General features: G+C 40.1%; 14 protein-coding genes and 1 pseudogene. 7 read left to right on the forward strand and 8 right to left on the reverse strand.

Annotated elements, in window-relative coordinates; all coding sequences use genetic code 11:
* Window positions 1–330: 330 nt before the first annotated feature.
* From C200_RS04175 to C200_RS04205, 7 genes and pseudogenes are all read right to left on the reverse strand, one after another.
* The gene (locus C200_RS04175; protein ID WP_016211833.1) at window positions 331–831 is read right to left on the reverse strand and encodes a hypothetical protein; all 501 of its coding nucleotides are present in this window, start codon (window positions 829–831) and stop codon (window positions 331–333) included.
* Between the two features lie 415 nt (window positions 832–1,246).
* Window positions 1,247–1,600 (reverse strand): hypothetical protein, encoded by a 354-nt coding sequence (locus C200_RS04180; RefSeq protein ID WP_016211829.1) that lies wholly within the window; start codon window positions 1,598–1,600, stop codon window positions 1,247–1,249.
* A 300-nt stretch (window positions 1,601–1,900) separates the two neighbouring features.
* A complete protein-coding gene (locus tag C200_RS04185; protein WP_016211831.1) occupies window positions 1,901–3,628 on the reverse strand; it encodes a peptidoglycan D,D-transpeptidase FtsI family protein in 1,728 nt (575 codons plus the stop codon).
* Window positions 3,629–3,765: 137 nt separating this feature from the next.
* Window positions 3,766–3,948, reverse strand: a pseudogene (locus C200_RS16665) (IS1595 family transposase); the annotation flags it as partial.
* Complete coding sequence (locus C200_RS16850) at window positions 3,935–4,129, reverse strand: hypothetical protein (RefSeq protein WP_033923674.1); 195 nt, start codon at window positions 4,127–4,129, stop codon at window positions 3,935–3,937. The pseudogene C200_RS16665 and the gene C200_RS16850, both read right to left, overlap by 14 nt.
* Before the next feature lie 30 nt (window positions 4,130–4,159).
* A complete protein-coding gene (lolD, locus tag C200_RS04200) occupies window positions 4,160–4,888 on the reverse strand; it encodes a lipoprotein-releasing ABC transporter ATP-binding protein LolD (RefSeq protein ID WP_016210510.1) in 729 nt (242 codons plus the stop codon).
* The gene (locus tag C200_RS04205; RefSeq protein ID WP_016210506.1) at window positions 4,881–6,119 is read right to left on the reverse strand and encodes a lipoprotein-releasing ABC transporter permease subunit; all 1,239 of its coding nucleotides are present in this window, start codon (window positions 6,117–6,119) and stop codon (window positions 4,881–4,883) included. The genes lolD and C200_RS04205 overlap by 8 nt, the downstream gene beginning before the upstream one ends.
* A gap of 135 nt (window positions 6,120–6,254) precedes the next feature.
* Here C200_RS04205 and C200_RS04210 point away from each other — a divergent pair, with 135 nt between their 5' ends.
* The 7 genes from C200_RS04210 to C200_RS04240 all read left to right on the forward strand — a co-directional run bounded on the left by C200_RS04210 (window position 6,255) and on the right by C200_RS04240 (window position 16,647).
* Window positions 6,255–7,292 (forward strand): agmatine deiminase family protein, encoded by a 1,038-nt coding sequence (locus C200_RS04210; protein WP_016210512.1) that lies wholly within the window; start codon window positions 6,255–6,257, stop codon window positions 7,290–7,292.
* A 53-nt stretch (window positions 7,293–7,345) separates the two neighbouring features.
* Window positions 7,346–8,248 (forward strand): carbon-nitrogen hydrolase, encoded by a 903-nt coding sequence (locus C200_RS04215; protein WP_016210515.1) that lies wholly within the window; start codon window positions 7,346–7,348, stop codon window positions 8,246–8,248.
* A 108-nt stretch (window positions 8,249–8,356) separates the two neighbouring features.
* Window positions 8,357–9,610 carry a hypothetical protein gene (locus C200_RS04220; protein ID WP_016210514.1) on the forward strand — a complete coding sequence of 418 codons (1,254 nt, stop codon included), beginning with the start codon at window positions 8,357–8,359 and terminating at the stop codon, window positions 9,608–9,610.
* Between the two features lie 57 nt (window positions 9,611–9,667).
* Entirely contained in the window at window positions 9,668–13,165 is a 3,498-nt protein-coding gene (mfd, locus tag C200_RS04225; protein ID WP_016210509.1) for a transcription-repair coupling factor, read from the forward strand.
* A gap of 59 nt (window positions 13,166–13,224) precedes the next feature.
* Window positions 13,225–13,953, forward strand: a complete 729-nt coding sequence (locus C200_RS04230; protein WP_075273576.1) for a CsiV family protein — start codon at window positions 13,225–13,227, stop codon at window positions 13,951–13,953.
* A gap of 127 nt (window positions 13,954–14,080) precedes the next feature.
* On the forward strand, window positions 14,081–14,629 hold the full coding sequence (locus C200_RS04235) for a transglycosylase SLT domain-containing protein (RefSeq protein ID WP_016210507.1): 549 nt from the start codon (window positions 14,081–14,083) through the stop codon (window positions 14,627–14,629).
* A gap of 320 nt (window positions 14,630–14,949) precedes the next feature.
* Window positions 14,950–16,647, forward strand: a complete 1,698-nt coding sequence (locus tag C200_RS04240; RefSeq protein WP_016210508.1) for a hypothetical protein — start codon at window positions 14,950–14,952, stop codon at window positions 16,645–16,647.
* Between the two features lie 8 nt (window positions 16,648–16,655).
* Here the strand turns inward: C200_RS04240 and C200_RS04245 are convergent.
* Window positions 16,656–17,180, reverse strand: a 525-nt coding sequence (locus C200_RS04245) for an IS3 family transposase (RefSeq protein WP_033923675.1), incomplete at its 5' end; no start/stop codon positions are given.

Here is a 17,180-nt window from a genome sequence, read left to right on the forward strand (position 1 = left end):
TCCATGGCTCGCAGCGTCTGCAGTCAGTTGATATTAGCTTGACCAAATAGATAAAAATTTCTGGCATTTGCATATTTTTTTATCAAAATAAGCCAAAACATTGCATAACATTACTTTTAAAGAGCCCTAACGAAACCATAATATCGATGAGCCTTTATAAAAAGGCTCAATTAGCTATATTTAGGTATATCAAGTCAATCACTTACTCAATCGACAGTCATTTACCCTAATAATTTACAATACATTTGGGTTTAGCAAGGTTGTCTCTTAACTAAAATATGCAGGTTAACTACAGTATCAACCTGCACGATTTACATTCTTGCTTTTGAATCAATCAGAAACAACTTCTTCATTGACTTTTTGTTGCTCATCAACAGGCAGACAAAATTCATGGTACTCTAAAACCAGAGCTTCAGCAGGTTCCTGTAAACCGGATAAAAGATAAAGTAAATCTTCAGCATGCTTAAGCTTCACTGTTTGATCCTCAAATTCCTTCACACGACTCACCGCTTGGTTAGCCTCGAGCTCACCAACCTCCTCAACAAAAGTATCAATCAGGTAAGCTTTGCCAATCCCATGCTTTTTAACTGCATCCATCACAGCAAATGCTTCAGGTTTGCGTGGTAATCGTGTAGCATTAAGCATGCAGTTATCAAATAATACAATAAAATCACGCGTTTCAAACAAAGCGTTTAATACATGGCCATTAAAATTATCTGGCCGAGTAAAAAAAATAACACTTTCAAAGGTGTGATGTTCTAGCAACTCAACCATATTGCATTGATGGGTATATGTGCTTGCATAAGCAATGCGCTTAATCTCTTTTGTCATCGTTGTTCTTTCCTTGAAAATAAAATATTCCCTAATAAAAAGCATAACCTGAGAATAACAGAAAGCCAAACTCTAGTTCACTCTTCCCTCATTAGCCGATCTATTACCCAACCATTACTAAACTGATTACTAAACTAGAACATAATAGTAGATCTGAACGACCAAAGTCATTACCAAACGCTCTCTAGCAGACTTAACACGTCATTATTTATTAACAGAGCCAGAGTGAATACATTTATTTTTTTACCAACAAATGTCATTAAGATTAAATAGTAGAGCCATGATCAAGCTAGCATCTAACATCTAACATGAAAAATTGTTTATATTTCAGTTGATTTTAACAAAAGCTACAAATAGCTTTCTAATAAATACAAGCACTTTCACTTATTTTCTGACTATGATTGCAAATAAAGAGTTAATTTAATTGATTCGCGGGGATTTTTGTAAGAATTTGCTTCTCATCCCAAAGGTCTTCATCAAAAAAACTCATCAACATGTCTTCAAAATCATCAATACTATCTTTTGAAATAGAGCGTCCTTTCGTCATCGCAAATGTTTTTAATAATTGAATGAGTATACTTTTTAATGCGCCCACCTGTGTAAAGACCAATGCTTCAAAGATGCTCCCCGTCGAATCCCCATGTCGTTCCCTGTATTCATTCAACTGCTCATAGGTCATGCGGTGCAAAGCATCTGTCATCTTCTTTGCATATTGCTCTGTTTTCACTTTCTTAATCAGTTCAACCACATCATCGTTTTGATCACTCATGTTAACTGCCACTCCTACTGGTTTTATCTAATATTATGCTAATAACTAATAAATTTAAGCTTTATTAATTAGCAATTAGGGACCTTAAGATTGATTTTTGAAGAAGGATTTATACTATCATAACTGAATAATTCAAACCACCACCAAACAATCAAAAACGACAGAAAATAAAGTAATATAGTGAAAAAAAAGAATTTTTAAATCTATTTTAAAAAAGCAAAAAATCACTGGAACAAATTATATACAACAGATTCAATCTTTTTCCCTTATTGCAGTGATATTTTGACTATGAGATTTTATTTAGGCAATTGCAACTAAGCGCTCTAGTTGCGCCCGCGTCATATGCTTCCACTGCTCCACCTGTTCTCCACCAAAGGGCCTTATATTATAAAGCTGTAGGGCTTTGCTCATAACACGAGAAAAAACAGGCGCTGCCGAAACACCGCCATATTTACTAAAATGGCCTTTCTGAGGGTTATCAATAAAAACAACGGCTGCAAACTGTGGATCATTCAAAGGCGCGATCCCTGCGAAAAAGGCATCAAATTTGTCTTTATAAAAGCCATTCGGTCCAACTTTATGTGCTGTCCCCGTTTTACCTACAACCTGATAATTAGGCACATTGGCCAAAATTCCCGTCCCTCCTGGCTCAACGACAGTATGCAACATAGCTAATATAGCTTTGGCTGTGGTTTCTTTGATCACCCGATAGCCAATCGGTGCTTTTGCCCGTTTTAGTAAGCTCATTGGCAACTCAATGCCTTGATTGGCTATCGCCGCATAGGCCCTAACAATCTGTAACGGGGTTGCTGTAAGGGCGTAACCAAACGTCATCGTTGCCCAAACAAATGGGCTTGGCGTATTTGACATCGTTGGCACATAGCCCATACGTTGACCTGGAAATTTAACCCCGGTCATCTGTCCTAAACCAAAGTCACTATAGGTTTTATAAATATTCTCTGGCGGAAAAGACAAAGCAATCCTTGAAATACCCACATTACTCGACTTTTTCAGCACTCCTGTTGTCGTCAACTGACCAAAATTTGCATCATCTCGCACTCGATGATGCTGTATATAGTACCAACCTGGGGAGGTATCTATTGATGTTGTTGGTGTATAACGCTTGCTATCTAAGGCCATACTCATAATCAATGGCTTAACTGTTGATCCAGGTTCAAAAACATCTGTTAGCGCGCGGGCTCGTACCCCACTGCTCACTCGGTCACTCAAATCATTTGGATTAAAACTCGGCACGCTCACCATCGCCAATACTTCACCCGTACGTACATTAACTAACACAACCGTACCAGATTCCGCTTTATTATCTTCAACCGCTCTCTCTAAGGCCTTATACGCTTCCGTCTGTAAGCGAATGTCTATGCTTAACTGCACATCCTCACCACTGTGAGGGGCTTTAAGTTGATCAAGTTTTTGAATAATTTGTCCTTTACCATTAACCCGTACTTTTTCTTTACCTTCTTTATCCATTAATAAGCGATTGTGCTGCAGCTCAATGCCATCACGACCTTCTCCAGAAAACCCCGTAAATCCAACAATCTGCGCTACACTTGCGCCTTGCGGATAAAAGCGCTTAAACGAAGGTACAATATAAACGCCAGCAACCCTCGCTGCTAAGATGTCTTTCACCATAAACGGTGGCAAATCCCGTTGCCAAAACCAATAGCGTAAAGACTGATGTGAACGCAATACGCGCCACAGTTCATCTTTACTGATATTGCCTGGCGCAAGCTTGGCAATCTGCCGAACTGCAATTGGGTTTTTTAATAAGGTTACCGGATCTAAAACGATAGAGTTAACCAAGCTGCTCACCGCCAAGGGTACGCCATCACGATCTAGTATCATGCCCCGATAAGCATTGACATTGATAAAACGTGTACTTTGAGTCTGCCAGGCTTTTTCTAAAAAAGGTCGATTAATAGATTGTAAATAAACCAAGCGCACCGCAACCGCAATTGCAATACAAGAGAGCAAACTAATTAAAACCCAAAAGCGACCGCGCAATGTCATGGCATTATTATTTTCAAGACTAACTAAATTATTAAGAAGGCTAGTATAATCACTCTACTTTTAAAGTACCAGATAATCATTTAATTCATCTGAGATTCATCTGATTCATAAATATTATTTATTTTTGGGGCTGACACCTAATAAAGTTCTTTAAGCAACTTTTTAAGGTCAGCCAATAGTTCTTTTGGCGACCCCATATTAAATCTCCACTCTGCTTCTTTTAAGAAGAAATTGAAGTGCTGTCTAGGCACTCCGTTAAACTTTCTCATGTGCCGCTTTGTTTGATTCCAGAAGTTCTCTATGCCATTAATATGGTTCTGATTTGCTACGACTTTGCTGTTTTAGAGAAATTTTTTCACGTAATTTATGGAAGAATCGGGTGGCTGTATTTCGGTGAATATCGGTCAAATCAGCTGCTGTTCTAGCTGTTGAACCTGCAATGAAATATTTCATCAGTTCAATTTGCTTATTCCTTGGTAATTTACAGTGTTTTATGTACATATGACATCCTAACAAATCAAATGTTAGGTGTCAGCCCCTTATTTTTTTATATTGAACCTCTCCTCGGTCTAAAACCAGTGTTCTATCCATCGTTGCCGCAATCTCAATATTATGCGTTACCACAATAAAACTGGTATGAAGCTCACGATTTAATGCTTGCATCACCTCCATGACCTGTGCTGCAGTTTCTTGATCTAAATTTCCAGTTGGCTCATCGGCTAAAACACAAACCGGTTCGGTCACCAAGGCCCGTGCAATCGCAACACGTTGACGTTCACCGCCTGAAAGCTCACCAGGCCGATGGCCGGCACGGTGGCTTAAACCCACTTGATCTAATAATGCCAGCGCCTGTGCTTTTGCCATTTTAGTTGGCTTTTTTTGTATCCACAGCGGCATCATCACATTTTCAAGCGCGCTAAATTCAGGTAATAAATGATGCAACTGGTAAATAAAACCCAAGTGCTGATTGCGCCAAACCTCAGTTTGCCTGCGACTTAAACTTTGCAAAGGTTGGCCTTTCACACAGACCTCTCCTTTATTCGGCTGATCTAAACCACCGAGTAAATACAATAAGGTGGTCTTACCCGAGCCAGAGCTCCCCATAACGGCCACAGACTCAGCGGCTTTAACCTCAAGGCTAACTTCTTTTAAAACATCCACCGTGCGATTGCCGTCATTAAAGCTACGGCCTAACCCCGTACAACTTAAGACAATCTCCTGATTAATCTCTTGATTATTTTGCTCGTTATTTTTATTCATAGCGCAATACCTCGGCAGGTTGAATACGACTGGCGCGCCAAGCCGGATATAAAGTTGCAATAAAGCTCATAAGAAGAGCTGCTAAGGTAATGTGCACCACATCAGTCCATTCAACTTTTGATGGCACAAAATCAATGTAATACACACTAGAGCTTAAAAATTGCACATGAAATAAATTTTGAATGAAATTTACGATTTCCGTCACATTAAACGCCAGGGCAACGCCACCAATCACACCCAATATAATGCCCATACCACCGGTAATCATCCCCTGCACAATAAACGTATTAATAATCCCAGCAGATGACATCCCCATGGTTCTCAGTATGGCAATATCCGCTTGCTTATCCGTCACTAACATCACCAGCGTAGATAACATATTAAATACAGCAACGGCAATAATCAGCAATAAAATAAAAAACATCATGGTTTTTTCCATTTTCAACGCCTGGAATAAATTAGGATTTTGTGCTGTCCAATCCATTGCCGTCATACTCAAAGGCAAACTCTTTGTTAATGCGCTCACCACTTGAGGGGCTAAGTATAAATTATCTAAACGTAATTGTAGCCCTGATACTTTGCCTGGCATATTAAAAACACGCGCAGCATCATTAATGTTCATTAGTGCATATGAGCTATCAAATTGGTAGCCAACATGAAAGATACCCACCACAGTCACTTGCTTTAAGCGCGGCAAAAAGCCGACGGGTGATAAACTTGCACTAGGCACAACGACTAACAGCTTGCTGCCAAGATCGACCCCTAAATTTGCAGCCATATTTTGACCAAGAACAATACCATAATGGCCTGCTTTTAAATCACTTAACCTGCCCGAAACCATTTTACTGGCAAGGGGTAATACCGTTTTTTCAAGTTCAGGATCAATGCCTTGAATTATCGCAAAACCATTGGAACCGTTAGCGCTTAACATGCCCTGGCCATTAACTACTGGAGCAACACCTTTAACATGCTTTAATTTGATCAAGCGCTGACGCCACAATGACCAATCACTGATTCCTTCGCCATAGCTTGATACCGTCACGTGTGGGACCATGCTTAATATACGCGTTTTAATTTGCTCATCAAAGCCGTTCATCACTGAAAGCACGGTAATCAATACCGCCACCCCCAGAGCAATGCCGATGGTAGAGACTAGGGAAATAAAAGAAATAAAGTGGTTCTTACGCTTAGCACGCGTATAACGCAAACCCAGCCGTATCGGTAATTGCATAAGCTTTAGTGACTCTTCAACTAATTAAAACAAAGAGCATAATAACCCGATATATACAGAAGAATAAAGCCTCGTTATAATTTTGACCTCAAGTATAAGCATAAGATTGATTACGAGGATTAAAGAGGAAAACGCATGGCATACCAATTAATACCAGAATGGGCGCCACAACAAGCGGTGATGATCACCTGGCCACATCATTATAGTGACTGGGCAGATAAGCTAGCAGATGTTGAGCCAAGCTTTCTTGCCTTAGCAAAAGCAATTAGTGATTACCAACAATTGATTATTATTTGCTATGACAGTGAACACCACACTGAAGTCACTCAAAAGCTCTGCGCTTTTGCTATTAATCTTGAGCGAGTCACACTTTATATTATTCCCAGTAATGATACCTGGTGTCGTGATTATGGGCCTTTATCCATACAAAACAATAGTCACCCTGAATCTCCTAGTCAGCTAATCAACTTTTGCTTTAACGCCTGGGGTAATAAATTTGCCAGCGACCTCGATAATCAAATCAATCACCATCTTGCCCACCAACAAGCATTTTGGCCACATACACTCATAGAGCACACCTTGATTCTTGAAGGTGGCAGCATTGAGACCGACGGCCAGGGTACTCTACTCACCACCAGTCGTTGCTTGCTTAACCCTAACCGCAATCCCCAGTTATCACAATCTGCCATAGAAACCACGCTCAAAGAAAGTCTCGGCTTCAAGCGCATTTTATGGCTGAATCATGGCGAGTTGGCCGGTGATGATACCGATGCACATATCGATACGTTAGCGCGCTTTTGCGACCCCCATACCCTTTGCTATATTCAATGCACGGATGAAAACGATGAGCACTTTGATACGCTTTACCGCATGGAGCAAGAGCTAAAAGCCCTAACAGACTATCAAGGCCAACCTTATCAGCTTATCCCCTTGCCTTTACCACATTGCTATAATAGCAACGGTGAGCGCTTAGCTGGCAGCTATGCAAACTTTTTAATTACCAATCATGCGGTTCTCGTTCCAACCTACCGAGTAGCAGAGGATCAAATTGCCCTGCAAACTTTAGCCGCTTGTTTTAAAGACCGTAAGATTATTCCGATCGATAGCCGGCCATTTATTGAACAAGGCGGCAGTTTGCACTGCTTAACCATGCAAATTGCCAAACCTATCTAACCAAACAGTAAAAATGATTATTTTTAATTATTTCTAATTCTAAGGATTATTTCATGACAACTGAACACACTGCAGATTCTATTCAGGTTGCCTTGATTCAGCAAAAAAAATCAAGTGATCTACAGCAAAACTTCACGGACTGCATAAATAGCATTCGCCGTGCCGCAAACCATGGCGCCCAACTGATTCTTTTACAAGAACTACATAACTCACTCTATTTTTGTCAAACAGAAGATACTCACTGCTTTGATCTGGCTGAAACGATTCCGGGGCCCAGTACCAAGGCCCTAGGGGAACTTGCCAAAGAATTAAATATTGTCATTGTTGCCTCTTTATTCGAAAAACGAGCCATTGGACTTTATCATAATACTGCCGTTGTTTTAGACAGTGATGGCAGTCTTGCCGGACGCTATCGTAAAATGCATATTCCTGATGATCCAGGATTTTATGAAAAATTTTATTTTACCCCAGGAGACATAGGTTTTCAGCCCATTCAGACCCAGCTTGGCAAACTGGGTGTACTCGTCTGTTGGGATCAATGGTATCCAGAAGCTGCGCGCCTCATGGCACTCGCCGGTGCAGATATACTACTTTATCCAACGGCTATTGGCTGGGATCCAAACGACACGCCAGCAGAACAAGAACGTCAACTTAATGCTTGGACTCAAGTGCAAAAAGGCCATGCTATCGCCAACGGCCTTCCCGTTTTGGTGACCAACCGCACAGGTTTTGAAGCGTCTCCTGATACCCAAGCATCAGGTATTCAGTTTTGGGGTCATAGCTTTGTTGCCGGCCCACAAGGTGAGTTACTCGCCCAAGCCTCGAGTGACCAAGAAGAAATACTCACTGCAACCATCGATCTGCAACGCAGCGAATCAGTTCGCCGTATCTGGCCTTTTTTACGCGATCGCCGCATTGATGCCTATGAAGAACTCACACGCCGCTTTCGTGACTAAAATTAAAAAGTAAACCCATTAGAGTCACTCAGCGTTCTAAAACGCTGAGTGAGTTCTAAAACACGCCAAAACTAATAGATAGTTAAGTTAAAAGGATCAACATTGCCAATGCCCGTAATTAAACGCAAAGCCATTTTTAGCCTGTTTATTCTCGCAGTGCTTAGTTATATTTTTACCACTGCGTATGTTGAACATATTGCTGAGCAAACAACCAAGCGGTTGATTCAGCGTATTAAGCTCGATACTCCTGCTATTTTAAGTATTAATTACGCTAAACTCACAGCCAGTCCATTGACCTTATATAATAATACCGTAGCGATTAAAAATATTGTCATTGTCTTTAAAGATCAACCCAATAACCCGCTCATTATTGGCCAACTTTCATTGATTTCAGCAAAATTGACTCCGCAACACGAATTAAAGTACTTAAAGCTCGCCTTTGAAGATGTTCACTTTAGTCAAAAGTTTCACTATAAAAACCTACCCGCTGCCTTATTGCATTACGGCTTCTTTCATCAGCTAGCAAATTATCTTAATAACAAATCACCCTATTTTTATAGCCGTTTTAGTTACGATGCCAACAGCCAACACGCCGAATTAATCAATCAAATCACCCTTGATGGAGCAAACTATTACCGCTCGCAAGAGCGTTTAACTCACTTTCATTTTCAACACTCACACAATACCAGCAATATTAACACCTTATTGAGTGACTTTTTGCATGGCGCCGCCGCCAGTCAGCTTGAACAATATTCTGTCACAGTACGAATTCCAAACTTTACTCCCCCGGCGATGCTACAAAAATCACTCTTTCATTATATAGATCGAACGATTGACAACAGTGAATTTATTGGCCAGTTTGATTTATATAAAAACAACGAAACCAATCAATTTACCTTCCGCCGTGGTGACCAAGAACTCATCAATGCATCTATCCGTCAAGTTTATCCAGCCCCTCCTCGATTTAGCTATGGCCAGCCACCTGCCTTAAATCCTAATAATAATGGTCGTCTTATACTCGCAAAAGTCACTTTTCCGGCACTAGAGTCAGAACCTAAGCACACTCCAATACAAAAAACACACTTAAAGCAAACTCAAACGCTCATCAACGCATTGGTTCCAGAAAAAAGCAAAGCCCATTATAATCAAGCATTAGTTAGCCTAATCTCTGGCCAACATACAGTGGCAATGCAATTTCAACCACAGCAAGAAACCATCAGTGCGTATCAATTCTATCGTCTACTCGCACACCTTGGCCGCTTGGCTTTGCAATATCCCAACCAACCTCAAGCAACACTCCCTCAATTTAAGGAAACACTAACACCTTGGCTGCAAGATATAGAGGTTGACATCTCACATTAACAAAAGTACAACGGTGTAGTCATTTGCTAACAAGACTTCAAGACTCAGAAATTAATCATGAAAAATAAACAAATCATCTCTTCTTTATCTTTACCGCAAAAAAAAGGCCTCGTTAAAGCCTATGGCAATGCAGCTGGCGCAGCAACCGCACTGCTCATCGCTGAAGCCCTCCAACAACATGATACTGGCCCTGCGCTAATCATTGCCGAAGACAGCTTAATGGCAGATCAGCTCGCCCGTGAAATTCCATTTTTTCAAGATAGCCAGAATGCAAACAAACCAAACTTACACTATTTCCCCGACTGGGAAACCCTACCCTATGACCGCTTTTCTGCCTCAGAAGGCATTCGCTCACAGCGATTAAAAACACTGTATGACTTAAAATATCAAGAAAATACGCATTGCATCACTTCTATTAATGCCGTTTTGCATTATATTGCGCCTGTTGATATTTTATTAAAATCAACCTTGCTGATGCATGTTGGCGATAAAATATCCCTAGAAAATTTTCGCCTGGAGCTGGCAAAAGCAGGCTATCGTCATGTTGAGCAAGTCGTCGAACATGGTGAATTTGTCTCACGTGGCGCTTTACTCGATATTTTTCCAATGGGTGCACAGACCCCCTTTCGCATTGATTTTTTTGATGATGAAGTCGATAGCATCCGCAGATTTGATAGTGAAACACAACGCTCTATCGATAAAGTGACTCAGATTCAATTACTGCCAGCCTATGAACACCCTTTTGATGATGCAGCCAAACGATTGTTTCGCAACCAGTGGCGCGAACGTTTTATTAGTGGTGATTTAAACCGCCACCTCCCTTATCAAGATTTAAGCCAAGGCTACCTCCCCGCGGGTATCGAATATTATCTACCCCTTTTTTTCAAAGAAACTGCAAGCCTGTTTCATTATTTAGCAGATAGTACTCTCATTATTACCAGCGGCAATTTACAAAAATCAATCAAGCAATACTGGCAGGAATTATCCAATCGCTTTGACCAATACAGCCATGACATCGAGTATCCATTATTAAAACCCAATGAAATCTGCCTAGATGAAAGTACTTTTTTTAACCAATTAAAAAACTTTCCACGCCTGCATGTTCAAAGTGAGCCATTACAAGAATCCGCCGGACGTTATAATTTTCTTACAAAAACCCTTCCCAATATTGCAGCCAATCCATCCTTGCAATTTCCATTAACAAATTTTAAAACGTTTATTCAAGAACAGACTGACTCTAGCTCTAGCGACAATCAACGTATTTTACTCTGTGCCGATAGCATCGGCCGCAAAGAGATCTTACTCGAACAACTAAAACAACACCAACTAAAGCCACACGCAGTTGCCTCATGGCAAGGCTTTTATACTAATAAAGATAACACAGATAACTTTGCGATTACCGTACAGCCATTAGCAGAAAGCGTCAGTCTACCTGAGCTTGGTATTACGATCATTACCGAAAGTGCTTTATTTGGCCAACATACGACCCCACAACGTCAACACGCCCGTCGTGTTATTGACCCAGACAGCATCATTAAAAACCTTACCGAACTTAAGATTGGTGATGCTGTTGTCCATATTGACCATGGCATCGGCCGCTACTTAGGTCTACAAATCATTGAAACTGATGGCCAACCAGCGGAGTATTTAACACTCGAGTATGCCAATGAGGCTAAACTCTATGTACCAGTGACGTCTTTACAGCTGATTAACCGCTATAGCGGCGCAGCAGAGTCAGCGCCAACGCTTCATTATTTAGGTACAGAGCAATGGAACAAGGCACGTCGTAAAGCCATAGAAAAAGCCCGTGATACCGCTGCAGAGCTCCTTGAGCTCTACGCTAAACGTGAAGCACAAAGTGGTTTTAGCTTCCCTACACCCGATCATGACTATCAGCAATTTGCCAATGAGTTCGCCTTTGAAGAAACCGAAGATCAACAAAAAGCCATTAATCATGTCAATGCCGATATGCACAATAAGCGCCCAATGGATCGTTTAATTTGTGGCGATGTCGGCTTTGGTAAAACAGAGGTCGCCATGCGTGCCGCCTTTCAAGCCGCCAATCATGGTAAGCAAGTCGCTGTTCTTGTCCCAACCACCTTACTTGCTCAACAGCACTACCAGAGCTTTAGTGATCGTTTTGCCAACTGGCCCATGAAAATCGGTATACTCTCACGTTTTCAATCCTCCAAATCTCAAGATATTATTAAACAAATTGAACAAGGCCAAATCGATATTATTATTGGCACACATAAATTACTGAGTGAAGGCATTCAGTTTAAACAGTTGGGGCTATTAATTATTGATGAGGAGCATCGCTTTGGTGTTCGTCAAAAAGAGCGCTTAAAAAAAATACGCCATAATGTTGATATTTTAGCCCTCACGGCAACGCCAATTCCACGGACACTGAATATGTCCATGGCCGGCATTCGTGATATGTCGATTATTGCAACACCTCCAGCCAAGCGTTTAGCTGTAAAAACCTTTATTCGTGAACGTCAAGATAGCCTCATTCGTGAGGCGATTTTGCGGGAAATTCTGCGTGGTGGCCAGGTCTATATTTTACATAATAAAGTTGAAAGCATTGATCGTATTGCCACTGAAATACGTGAGCTTGTCCCTGAAGCCAAAGTCTATACTGCCCATGGGCAAATGCGCGAACGTGAACTTGAAAAAACCATGAGTGATTTTTATCATCACCGGTTTAATGTGCTCATCTGTACGACCATTATTGAAACGGGCATTGATATTCCCTCAGCAAATACCATTATTATTGACCGCGCTGATCATCTGGGTCTTGCTCAATTGCACCAATTGCGGGGCCGCGTCGGCCGTTCTCATCATCAGGCCTATGCATACCTACTTACCCCACACCCAAAGTCAATGACGAGTGATGCTAAAAAGCGCTTAGAAGCACTCGCCGCAGCCGATACATTAGGCGCTGGCTTTATTCTCGCCACCCATGATTTAGAGATCCGTGGTGCGGGTGAAATTTTAGGTGAAGGTCAAAGCGGCCATATCCAGTCTGTAGGTTATAACCTTTATATGGAGATACTTAATCGCGCAGTAAACGCTATGAAGCAAGGCAAAACCTTGAATCTAGATGATAATCTCACAGAACAAACAGAAATTAATCTTAATATTCCAGCACTCATCCCTGATGATTATATCCCTGATGTCCATATGCGCTTAACCCTATACAAGCGCATTGCTAACGCTGAGAATAATCAAGCACTCGACCATTTGCAAGTGGAAATGATCGATCGTTTTGGTCTGCTTAGCAAGCCTTGCCATACTCTTTTTGCCGTTACGCGTTTAAAGCTACAAGCTCAAGCACTTGGTATTAACAAAATTGAAGCGAATGCAACGCAAGGCCGTGTAATTTTTGATAAAGAGCCAAAGATCAATACCACAACACTTATTTCACTCATACAAAAGCAGGCACATATTTATCGCTTAGAAGGTGCAGATCGACTAAAGTTTAAAATAAATATGGCCGATCATGATCTGCGTCTAACAACCATTGAAAACTTACTTAAACAACTGACTGAATAAAAGTATGTGCTAACTATAAACAAAATAGCGGTGTACTATTAAAATAAAGGATAACGATCATGAGCAAGCAAAGAAAACAACAAAAATATCCTGGTTTTGTCTTTTTTCTGTTGCCAATGGCTCTGTTCTCTGTTTTTCACACTGCTCACGCTCAAAAACCAACCCAAGAAAATAACTGGTATAAAGTCGAGCTATTAGTTTTTGAGCATAAAGGAAAACCTGACGAGCAAGGCCAACATGTCGTGCCATTAACTCCTCCTAAAAATGCGATTCATCTTAATAGCTACCTCGATCACTCTCTGGACACAGCAAGTCCATATTGGTCATCTCTGCCTGCTGATGACGCATTTAAAGAAAACACCCAACATATCGCTAAACGCCCTGATCAATATCACCTTCTTTTTCAAAGCGCATGGCGACAAAGTGATGCTCAAAAACGCCCGTTTATTATAGAAACCGGCGAGAACCTCACTCCAATTGCTATTGCTAAAAAAGAAATCATCGTGTTAAAAGGGCCACTGTGGCAACTAGAAGGCAGTTTACGGATCAAAAAAAAACGCACTTTCAACACCCATATACACTTTGCCTTCCGCTTACTAAATACCAAAGACCAGCTCGTTGAATACGATATCAATGAATATCGCAGCTTAAAATTTAATCAAATTCACTACTTTGATAATCCAGCCTTTGGTCTTTTAATGCGCATAAGTAAAGCTGATCCGCCAGCAGAAAATATAAGCACAACGAACAGTCCAATACAACAACCAGAAAACACCTTAAATTCTTAATCACAGGATAAACCACTTTGTAAAAAAAATTTATTCACTTGCCTTTTTTTAAAAAACCTCAATAATATTAGCCTTGCTTAAGGTAAGCTATTAAGATGAGTTGATAATTTAAATTAAGGATGTTTTCTTGTTTACTATAAAATTCAAACAATTTCTAACAATAGTCTTTATTATTTTTTTAATTATATTTTCCTTTAAAAATAGTCACGCCAAAACAAAACGCACTGAAAAATTAGAAGATATTTGCTGGATTTTCAAAAAACACCCAACTTGGAAAAACAGCGCATATAAGACAAGTCGGCACTGGAAAATACCGGTGAATATCCTCATGGCAACCATTTACCAAGAATCTCGCTTTCGCTCTCATGTTAAATCTAAAACGTCGAGTGCCTATGGCTTTGCTCAAGCAACCAATGTTACCTGGGCAGATTACAAAAAATCTCGAAAAATTGCCCATGCCAGTCGCGAAAACTTTCATCACTCTATCGACTTTATTGGCTGGTATTTCAATAAAATCATTAAGCTACGTAAAATAAGCCGTTACAATACACAGCAACTTTATCTTTACTATCAACTGGGCCTATACCATCGGCGAGTACCAACATCCGCCAAAAAAACGGCTAATAAAGTTGCAGCAATTGCAAAGCGTTACCAACAACAATTAAAACATTGCTAAATAATTTTAATTATACAAAATAAAATTTACTTAATTATATTAAATTATAATATACACGCAAGCTCAATAAGTCATATAAATTTCGCAAACTATAAACACAACAGGCTTTATCCCTGGCCTAACACTCTATTTTATGTCCATTCAAATTAATAAAAATACATAAAAATATATTGATCTATTTAATTATTAATGATAATACTGAATTTATTAATAGAATCAGATAATAATAAAACACCGTTGTAAAATAATAGAATTATCTCTCTCGCTAAATAGATAGGCTTTAAGATAACTTCAAAAATTTAAAAGTATGAAGATGGATTATGCGTTTAGATATATATTTTGATGGTACAGGCGTGTCTCTGAATGGTTCCAACGAAAGAATTTATGGAAGAAGTGTTGTTGGGCATGCATTTGTCCAAAATAAAGCAGAAGATGTTTTTTTTGACCCCTCCGACTATAGCAATTTACTCAGCAACAGTAACACAGCCCCTTATCAATCTAAACATTGCAAACTCTACTTCTCTGGCCCGGTTTCAGGGGACTCGATTTACGAAGGGCGCAACCAGTTTCAACCCGGCAGAAACTATAACCCAAGCAATATCAGCGAAGCATACCTATCCAGACACCAATCAACGCTATGGTCCCAAATTCACGGTGGTGGTTGGAAACATAGCCTACAACTTGCATTACTCGCAACAGTCAACCTAATTACTGAAAATCTCGCAAAACATCCGAGCGAAAAAATAATCATAAATATTCCTGCCTCATATAGCCGAGGGGCTGTGACAGCAATTGCGTTTACCAGCACGTTATCTGAAATACTGGCCAGCATGGGCTTTACATCAGAGCAGATTTCAATTGGTCAGGTGCACACGATTGACCCCGTAGCCGATATGGATTACGGCAAACTAGAAGCATCGATTAATCGCCCATCTTATAGGAATTATTTGGCATCAGTTGAACCTATCAGAATTGGGTCGTTTACAGAAGAGCTCTTCCTACATTATGCCGTAGAAGAGCCTCGCACTCTTTTTAAGCCCCAATTACCTCTGCTCTTCGATAGAAATTTCGCAAATAACCGGCCGTTACTTATCCCAGATAAAGTTAAAGCCTCTGTGCGATTTAGCCAAGCCTGCCATCAAACAATTGCTTACCCAGAATATCACCAAGAAGAACGCTGTTTCCCAGCCGGGTGTGAAACATTTAAAATCATTACTGGGAAAAACTTCCCAACAAAGAAACAAACAGACTCGACATGGCGGCACTTTGGTAATGCTAGCAACCGACTCTTTAGTAAAGAAAAGCGATGCTTTCAAGATATTACGACAATCATCAACCCCGAAGTGAGCGTTCCATACAGCCATTCTGTGCTCTATGATACCTACCACTACTTTATGCATAATAGCAACGGCAGCGCTACATTTTTGCAAGCATTAACAGACCCTAACAATAAATACCATAATCTACTTAATTGGGCCTACCAAAATAGTTATCTTTCCCTGATTACTGGACTCAGTCTGTCTGATTTTCAAGAGCAATTACCCTCTCAACAACTATTAGCACAAGCTCTTCAGTGCAAAACTAAACAAGAATTAGTATTATTAGCACTAGAATATAAACACTATAAGCAATATAACAGTCAATTTAAAATAATAGATAATCAATTAAATCACCAAGACCTAAATAAGCTCATTAATGCATCAGTAAGCCAACAAAAAGATCATTTAAAGCAACACTATAAATTACCCACCACTGATCTTGAGCAGTACAAGCAAGTAGCACATCATGCAATCAACAATGCAATGCTAAACTTACGCCCAAGCTCTACCAAAGAAAAGCTTTTTAAACTACAGTCAATAAAAGGTCTGATCGATAAAACAAATAGTGAAGAGCGCTGTAAACAACTACTTTACCTCGCAGAGCGAGTTACACAACATAATATGGGATTATTCCACTTTAGACGACTAGGATATTTCTCAAAAGATTATCATGCAATTGATCTGGCAACCTTTTTCTAGACAAATTTTTAACTGATTTTTTGATTATGCTCGTATTCCTCAGGTGATAAATAATCATTAGCTGAGTGAATGCGTTTTCTGTTATAAAAAACTTCGATATACTCAAAGATCGCTGATTTAGCCTCCTGTCGATTTTTAAAATTCATGTGATGAACTAACTCCGTTTTTAAGGTATGAAAGAAACTCTCTGAAACAGCGTTATCCCAGCAGTCTCCCTTACGACTCATACTTTGCTTAATTTGATAATCTTTAAGAATCTCACGATGACTTTCTGAAGCATATTGGCTTCCGCGATCTGAATGCCAAATTAACCCAGCTTTAGGCTTTCGTTTCCATAAGGCCATCAACAGAGCATCATTGACGAGTGATGCTTCCATATGATCCTCCATGGCCCAGCCAACAACTTTTCGTGAGAATAAGTCAATCACAACAGCCAAGTACAACCAGCCTTGTTGGGTCCGTATGTAGGTAATATCACCAACATATTTTTGGTTAGGGCCTGTTGCTGAAAAATTCCGGTCCAACACGTTTTT

The sequence above is a fragment of the Piscirickettsia salmonis LF-89 = ATCC VR-1361 genome (assembly GCF_000297215.2).
Lineage (GTDB): Bacteria > Pseudomonadota > Gammaproteobacteria > Piscirickettsiales > Piscirickettsiaceae > Piscirickettsia > Piscirickettsia salmonis.